Raw genomic sequence first — 7,488 nt, 5'->3', positions numbered from 1 at the left:
CTTGTCGACAGAGCCGCCGGAACCGCCGGAGCCGGACGTACCGGCGGTGCCGGGTGCCCGGGAGGCGGCGCGGCCTCCGTCGGCGGGTGAACCGGCACCCGAAGCCGCCGCAGCCGCGTCGGAGCCGTCCGACGACGAACCGCCGCCCGCCGCAGGCTCGTTCCCCGCCGCCCACGACGGGCGGGCGGGCCCGCCGCCGGCCGCGGGTCCGCGGCGGGGCGGGTTCGCGCGGTGCCAGCGGCGGTGGAGTTCCACCAGTTCCTCGGGCGTCGCCCCGCAGAGGCGGGCCAGGTGTTCCGCGGGGGCGTAGCTCGCGGGGACCGCGTCGCCGTTGCAGTAGCGGTGGAGGGTCGAGGTGCTCACGTGCAGCCGCGCCGCCAGCGAGCCGTAGCTGCGCCCCGAGCGCTGTTTCAACTCGCGCAGCAGCGCCGCGAACTTCTCCGTCGCCGCGTCAGTCACACCCTGCCCCCGTTCGCACGCGTTCCACCCTAGTCCTGTTTTCGCTGGTGGGTGGGCGGATTCCCGTTCCAGCTTCCCGTTTCGGCGCCGTTCGCTTGCGACGGGTTCCCCGGGGTCGCCAGGCTGGTCACCGGCACCACGCCACCAGCACCAAGCCAGCGCCCCAGCACCGAAGCGGCGCGGCGCCGGGCGGAGTACGGGGGTATCCGCTCGGCGCCGCGCGACGGCCTCCCGGGCCGGGCCGGTTCGCGGGCGGCGCCGGGTGCGGTCTGCGCAGTCGTCGGCTCGGCCCCGTGGTGGGCCTCTTCGGCCGAGCCGCCGCGCGGCGACCGCCCGGCGCCGTGCACATCCGCGGGCAGCGGCCCGGCCCGGGTGACGAGGCCCCCGGTTCCGGCGTGTACCCCCGAGGACCCGGGCCGGGTCCGCCCGGCGGGGTCCTACGCGCCGGCGTAGGCGGCGCGCAGCGCCTCTTCCACCGCGGTCAGCGCGGTTCCGTGGTCGAGTCCGAGGCGCTGCGCCCGCTGCGCGTACGCCTGTGCCGCGGCGGCCGCCTCGCGCCGCGCGGCGTCGCCGGCGGCGGCGACGAAGCTGCCGTGCCGGCCGCGGGTCTCGATCACCCCGTCGGTCTCCAGCGCGCGGTACGCCTTGGCGACGGTGTTCGGGGCGAGGCCGAGCCGCTCGGCGAGGCCCCGCACGGTGGGCAGCTTGGTGCCGGCCGGGAGCACGCCGTCGCGCGCCTGGGCGGAGATCTGGGCGCGCACCTGCTCGTACGGGGCCTCGGGCGCCTGCTGGTCGACGAAAATCTGGATGGTCACGGAGTCATTGTGGGCCGCCGGGAGAAATTCGCACGACAGCGGCGCCCGCTCGCCGTAGCGTGCGGCGCCATGAGTGTGCTCGTACGTGACTTCCGGCCCGAGGACGCCGACGCCGTCGCCGGGGTCCAGCGCGCGGCGGTGCCGTTCTTCGTCGTGACCCCCGCGTCGGTGCGCTGGAAGGTGGCCTCCGCACCGCCCGAGAAGCGGCTGCGGCAGCTGGTCGCCGAGGTCGACGGGCGGATCGTCGGCGAGGCCGAGGCGTACGTCTCGGCCGAGAGCAGCACGCCGGGGCAGGGCATCACCCACCCGCACGTGCACCCCGGGCACACCGGCCGCGGCGTCGGCACGGCGCTCGTGGCGGCGGCCGAGGCGCACCTCGCCGCGCAGGGCGCGACCGCCGTGTACACCTGGGCGTACGACTCCGAGCGGGACCTCGGCTTCGCCGAGCGGCACGGCTACCGCCCGGGGCGCTCCGGCCGGATCCTCCATCTCGACCTGCGCGCCCCGCTCCCGCCGCGGCCCGAGCCGGCGGCGGACGTGGAGCTGCGCCCGTTCGCGGACTTCGCCGCCGACCCGCGGCCGCTGTACGAGGCGGACGCGGAGGCCACGGCGGACGAGCCGAGCGACACCCCGGCCGACGCCATGACGTACGAGAACTGGCTCGACCACACCTGGCGCGAGCCGCTGCTCGACCACGAGCTGACGGTCGCCGCCGTGGTGGCCGGTGAGGTGGCGGCGTACAGCCTGGCGGAGACCGACGGGGGCGAGCGCTACTCGTCCGGGATGACCGGCACCCGGCGGGCGTTCCGCGGCCGGGGGCTGGCGAAGCTGGCCAAGCACGAGTCGCTGCGGCGGGCGCAGGCGGCCGGATACACCGACGCGTACACGGGCAACGACAGCGACAACGCGCCGATGCTCGCCGTCAACCGCTGGCTGGGCTACCAGCCGTACGCCGTCGAGCGGCGCTGCGTCAAGGATCTCTGAGCGCCCCGCCGTTTCCGGACCGCGCCGCGCGTGCCGTACGGCGGGATCACGGCGGGCCGTCCGTCTGCGGCAGCACCACCGCCCGGCTCGGCACCTGAGGGCCGGAGGCTATGGAGTCCTCCGGCCCGTGCCAGTGCAGCACGAACCGCTGCCCCGCCCGGTGCGCCTCCAGGCCCGCCCGGCAGTACGCCACCGTGTCGTCCGGCAGGTCGTCCAGCGGATACCAGCCGATGCCCGCGCACTTGTCCGGCTCCGCGTTCACCGGCCGGGCGCCGGGCGGCAGTTCCGCGGCGAAGAACCAGCCCATCCGGGGCCGGCCCACCGGCGGCTTGTGCTGGATGACGAGCGCCGCCGCGACCTGCTCCGGGGCGAGCACGAGCCCGATCTCCTCGGCGGCCTCGCGCAGCACCGCGGCCCGTACGTCCTCGCCCTCCTCCAGATGGCCGCTGGGCAGGTTCAGCAGGCCGTCCGCATAGCCCGTGCCGGCCCGGCGGGCGAGCAGCACCTCCGGTCCGGGCGCGCGCCGGAACAGCATCAGGTGCACGTCGACGATCTCCTGGTGCCGGTGGGGCCGCGGTAATCCGCCCTGCGGCGCGGCCTTCGCCGCTTCGGTGCTCATGCGCCGATCATCGCAGCCGCCGCCGACATCGCCGCGGCCTCCCCTCGGCTCCGCGGTGAAAACCCGGGCGCGGCGGGGCCGCGGGACGCCGTCCGCCGGCGCTCCCGCCGCCCGCCGCCGGCCCCCGGGCCGCCGCCGCGCTGAGACAACCGGCTCACCTCCCGGCCTGCAGCGCTCCCCAGGTGGCCGGGCCGACGATGCCGTCCACGCCGAGCCCGCGCGCGCTCTGGTAGTCGCGCACCGCCCCCTCCGTGCCGGGGCCGAAGATGCCATCGATGCCGACGGTGCGGCCGAGGGCGGCGGTCAGGGCGCGCTGCAGCCGGCTGACGGCGTCGCCGGTGGAGCCGTTCCGCAGCAGCGGGGTGGTGCCGTGGGACAGTAGCGCGGTCCAGGTGCGGGGGCCGATGATGCCGTCGGCGGCCAGTCCCCGGGCGGTCTGGAACGCCTTCGTGGCGGCGACGGTGCCGGCGTCGAAGGTGCCGGTCGGGGTGGCGCCGCCGGGGTCGTGGCCGGCGGCCTCAAGGAGGCACTGGGCGGCGTCGACGAGGGCGCCGGTGGCGCCGGAGCGGACGGTTGCGTAGGAGTTGAAGCTGAGGTTGGCGGTGGTGCAGGTGACGGGCGGCGGGGTGCCCTCGCCGACGTCGAGGTAGTTGCGGTCGATGTGCAGGCGCCGGCCGCCGTACGTCTCGTAGACCTCGCCGACGTACTGGTGGATGCGCTGGTGGCCGGACCAGTAGGAGTCCGGGACGTACGGTCCGCCGTCGGTGTCGGCGACGCCGTTCCACCAGGCGAACCACAGGTGGTCCACGCGCAGGTAGCGGCTGTCGTCGTAGACGCTCGCCGCGTCGCGGATGCCGGAGGCGCCGCTGGAGTACAGCCCGGAGAGGTAGCCCGCGGCGTGCAGCGCCTCGGTCCAGCCGGAGACGTAGCTCATGACCGCGGCCTTACAGGAGGCGGTGGAGTTGTAGCCCTCGATGTCGGTGTAGAGCGCGCTGCCCGCCGGGATGCCGAGGTTCTGCGCGGCGGCCACGGAGGCGTTCGCGGCGCTCGCGCCCTGGGAGCGGGCGGTGACGGGGTCGGACGACATCTTGTGGGAGAAGTTCGAGCACGGCGCCTGGCGGCCCACGTCGATGGGGATGAGGTGCCAGCCTTTGCCGGTCTGGTCCGCCACCCAGCCCGCGGTGAGGTTGGGCTGCGCGCAGGCGCGGGTGGCGCCGGAGATGTAGACGCCCACGGCGCGGTACGGGGAGGAGGCGAGCCAGGCGTCCATCGCGGCCTGCGGGGGCGCGGCGCAGGCGTCGAAGCCCTTGCCGCGGAAGTCGCCGGGCTGCGGGCCGGCGGCGGCCGGCGGTTCCGCCGCGTCCCCGGACGCGGCGCGGGCGGCGGACAGTTCGGTGCGCTCGGCGCCGGCCGTCAGCTCGGCGGTGGCGAGGACGTCGCGTACCCGGTCCTCGGCGGCCGGGCCGTGCGCCGCGGTGACGAGGACGCCGGCGTCCTCGACGGCCACCTGGATCGCGCCGCCGCGGGACGTCGCGGCCGGCGCCGTCGCGCTGCCGCGCGGGGCGACGGCGGTGGCCGCGGTGGTCCGCCGCGCGGCCGAGGCGTCGAGGGGCTCCACGACGAGCCCGGCGGTGCGGCCCTTGAGGCCGGGCGGGCAGGCGCTCTGGTCGCCGGGCTCGCCGAGGTAGACGGCGGGGCGGTCGAAGCGTACGCAGGCGCCCGGGTCCGCGGCGAGGTCGACGACCCGCCAGCCGGCGGGGACGGTGACCCGGTAGCCGTGGTAGCTCACGGATCTGCCGGTGTCGGGCGGGGGTTCGGCGGCGGCCGGGGCGGCGGCGGTGAGCCCGCCGAGGGTGCCGAGGGCCGCCAGTCCGGCGAGCAGGGGCCGCCAGGACCCCGTACGGCTGGGTGACATCGGGAATCGCTCTCCTACGGAAGGTGGGGGCTCCGGCCCGGGGCGGGCGGGGTTCCGAGGCGGCTCCGGTGGCCGGCGGGGCTCGCCGGCGGCGGGACACGACGGTGACGCGGCACGTGTCTACGCGATGGCCGCAGCGCGGCGGTTGCGCGACGGTTGCGCGGCCGCTGCCTGCCGGGACGCGGGCATCCTTGACATGTACCGCCGAGTACAAGGAAGGTGACGCCGGAGCAGCTCACGACGACCGTGACCAGGGGACGGTGTGATGCGCTATCGGGTCCTTGGCAGGCTCGACGTCTGCAACGGCACGGGGTGGGTCCAGCTCAACGCCGCGAAACAGCGTGCGCTGCTCGCCCATCTGCTCATCAACGCGGGCCGGTTCGTGCCCGCCGACGCGCTCATCGCGGAGCTGTGGGGCGACGACGTACCGGACTCCGCCGCCAAGTCCCTGCAGGTGTACGTGCACCGGCTGCGCCGTGCCCTGGGCGGCTGCCCGGAGACGCTCCACACCCGCCCCGGCGGCTACGAGCTGGCCGTGGAGCCGGACGGCACCGACGCCGCCCGCTTCGCGACCCTGGCCGCCGCCGGGCGCGCGGAGCTGGCCGACCGGCGGCCGGACGCGGCGGTGGCGTCGCTGACCGAGGCGCTGGGGCTGTGGCGCGGCCCGGCGTTCGCGGACGTGCCGGCCACCGACGCGGTACGGGCCGAGGCCGCCCGGCTGGAGGAGTGCCGGCTGACGGCCTGGGAGGACCTGGCCGACGCGAAGCTGGCCGTGGGCCGGCATCCGGAGCTGGCCGCGGAGCTGGGCGCGCTGCTCGCGGAGCACCCGCTGCGGGAGCCGCTGTGGGGCCGGCTGATGCAGGCGCTGCACCGCTCGGGGCGGCGCTCGGACGCGCTGCGCACGTACGAGCGGGCCCGCCGGCTGCTGGTGGACGAGCTGGGCGTGGAACCGGGGGCGCAACTGCAGGAGGTGCACGCGGCGGTGCTGGCGGGCGGCGCGGAGCCGGCGCCGCGGCACGAGGTCGCGGAGCGGCCGGCGTACTGCCAGCTGCCGGCGCGCATCCCGGACTTCGTGGGGCGGCGGGAGCAGCTGGTGCAGGTGCTGCGGTGGCTGGGGCGGCCGGAGGCCGGGACGGGCCCGGCGGCCGGGTCCTGGCCCGCCGACGGGGCGGTGCCGGGCCGCGACGCGTGGCGGGTCGACGCGCGTCACCCCGCGCCGCGCACCGTCCTCGTCACCGGCGTCGCCGGCGCCGGCAAGTCCACGTTCGCGGTGCACGCCGCGCACCTGCTCCGCGACGTCTTCCCCGACGGCCAGCTGCACGCCGACCTGCGGACCGCGGCGGGGCACCCGGCCGACACCGGCGAGGTGCTGGCCTCCCTGCTCAAGACGCTCGGCATGACCGGCGCCGCCATCCCCGAGAGCCTGGAGGAGCGGGCCCGCCGCTACCGCGCGGAACTCGCCGACCGCCGCGTGCTCGTCGTCCTCGACAACGCCGACCGCGAGCGGCAGATACGCCCCCTGCTGCCCGGCACCGGCGACAGCGCCGTGCTGATCACCATCCGCGCCGGGCTCGCCGTGCTCGAAGGCGCGCTCCGCGTCGAGCTGGGCCTGCTCAGCGACGCGGAGGCGCTGGAGCTGCTGGCGCGCGCGGCCGGCGACGACCGTGCGCGCCGCGACCCCGCGGTCGCCGCGCAGATCACGGCGCAGTGCGGCCGGCTGCGGCTCGCGCTGCGCATCGCGGGCGCCCGGCTGGCGACCAGGCGGCATCTCTCGCTGCCCCGGCTGGCCGAGGCGCTGGCCGACGAGCGGCGGCGGCTGGACGAGCTGGTGGCGGGCGACCTGGAGGTACGGGCCAGCGTCACGCTAGGCTACGCGGCGCTCGACCCCGCGGCGCAGCGCGCGTTCCGGCTCCTCGGCCTGCTCGACGTGCCGACGGTGCCCGGCTGGGTCGTGGCCGCGCTCCTCGGCGACGCGGCGCCGCGCGACCCGGTGGCCCTCGCCGAGCGGTCCCTCGACGCGCTCGTCGACAACCACCTCGTGGAGGTGCACGCCCCCGACTCCGCCGCGGAACCCCGCTACCGCCTCCACGACCTGCTGCGCCTCTACGCCCGGGAGCGCGCCCACGCCCAGGAGCCGGCCGCCGAGCGGGCCGCCGCGCTCGGCCGCGTGCTCACCGCCTACCTCGACCTCGCCCGCCGCGCCGACGACGCCCTCTCCTCCGGCTTCTCCGGCCGCGTACGGGTGCCGGCGCCGCACCACCGCCCCCCGGCGGCGGAGACGGACCGGGTCGCGGCGGAGCCGCTGGCCTGGCTGGAGGCCGAACGGACCACGCTGACCGCCCTCGTCCGGCAGGCGGCCGACGCCGGCGAGACCGGCACCGCGTGGCGGCTGGCGGTGACGCTGGCGGCGTTCTTCGAGTCGTCCGCGCACTTCGACGACTGGCGCGACACCCACCGCACGGCGCTGGCGGCGGCGACCGCGGCCGGCGACCGGCTCGGCGTCGCCGTGCTCCACCGCAACCTGGGCGAGCTGGAGACCGTGCAGGACCACTACGGGGAGGCGGTGGCGGCGTTCAAGCGGTCGCTGAAGGAGTTCGCGGCGCTGGACCGCCCGCGCGCGGTCCCGCGGGCGAAGCCCGGCGCCCGCCCGGCCGCGGGCGGCCACCACCCCGCCGAGTCCGCCGCGGCGGCGGGCC

General features: G+C 77.4%; 6 protein-coding genes. 2 read left to right on the top strand and 4 right to left on the bottom strand.

Annotation, left to right across the window (positions count from 1 at the left end; all coding sequences use genetic code 11):
* A partial coding sequence (locus ABD317_RS31105; RefSeq protein ID WP_344294255.1) for a helix-turn-helix domain-containing protein occupies positions 1-459 on the bottom strand: 459 nt, incomplete at its 3' end.
* A 437-nt stretch (positions 460-896) separates the two neighbouring features.
* On the bottom strand, positions 897-1,274 hold the full coding sequence (locus ABD317_RS31100; RefSeq protein ID WP_344294253.1) for a GntR family transcriptional regulator: 378 nt from the start codon (positions 1,272-1,274) through the stop codon (positions 897-899).
* Between the two features lie 69 nt (positions 1,275-1,343).
* On the opposite strand from ABD317_RS31100, the gene ABD317_RS31095 reads away from it, so the two are divergent.
* Positions 1,344-2,258 carry a GNAT family N-acetyltransferase gene (locus tag ABD317_RS31095; RefSeq protein ID WP_425582481.1) on the top strand — a complete coding sequence of 305 codons (915 nt, stop codon included), beginning with the start codon at positions 1,344-1,346 and terminating at the stop codon, positions 2,256-2,258.
* Positions 2,259-2,304: 46 nt separating this feature from the next.
* Here ABD317_RS31095 and ABD317_RS31090 read toward each other — a convergent pair whose 3' ends face one another.
* Together ABD317_RS31090 and ABD317_RS31085 are read right to left on the bottom strand one after the other, a co-directional pair.
* A complete protein-coding gene (locus ABD317_RS31090; RefSeq protein WP_425582480.1) occupies positions 2,305-2,877 on the bottom strand; it encodes an NUDIX hydrolase in 573 nt (190 codons plus the stop codon).
* A gap of 154 nt (positions 2,878-3,031) precedes the next feature.
* Complete coding sequence (locus ABD317_RS31085; RefSeq protein ID WP_344294251.1) at positions 3,032-4,792, bottom strand: glycoside hydrolase domain-containing protein; 1,761 nt, start codon at positions 4,790-4,792, stop codon at positions 3,032-3,034.
* Between the two features lie 265 nt (positions 4,793-5,057).
* Here ABD317_RS31085 and ABD317_RS31080 point away from each other — a divergent pair.
* Positions 5,058-7,488, top strand: a 2,431-nt coding sequence (locus ABD317_RS31080) for an AfsR/SARP family transcriptional regulator (RefSeq protein ID WP_344294249.1), incomplete at its 3' end; no start/stop codon positions are given.

The organism is Streptomyces synnematoformans (assembly GCF_039531005.1).
Classification (GTDB): domain Bacteria; phylum Actinomycetota; class Actinomycetes; order Streptomycetales; family Streptomycetaceae; genus Streptomyces; species Streptomyces synnematoformans.
The sequence above is the reverse complement of the archived record's forward strand: the minus strand, read 5'-3'. Positions and strand labels throughout refer to the sequence as shown.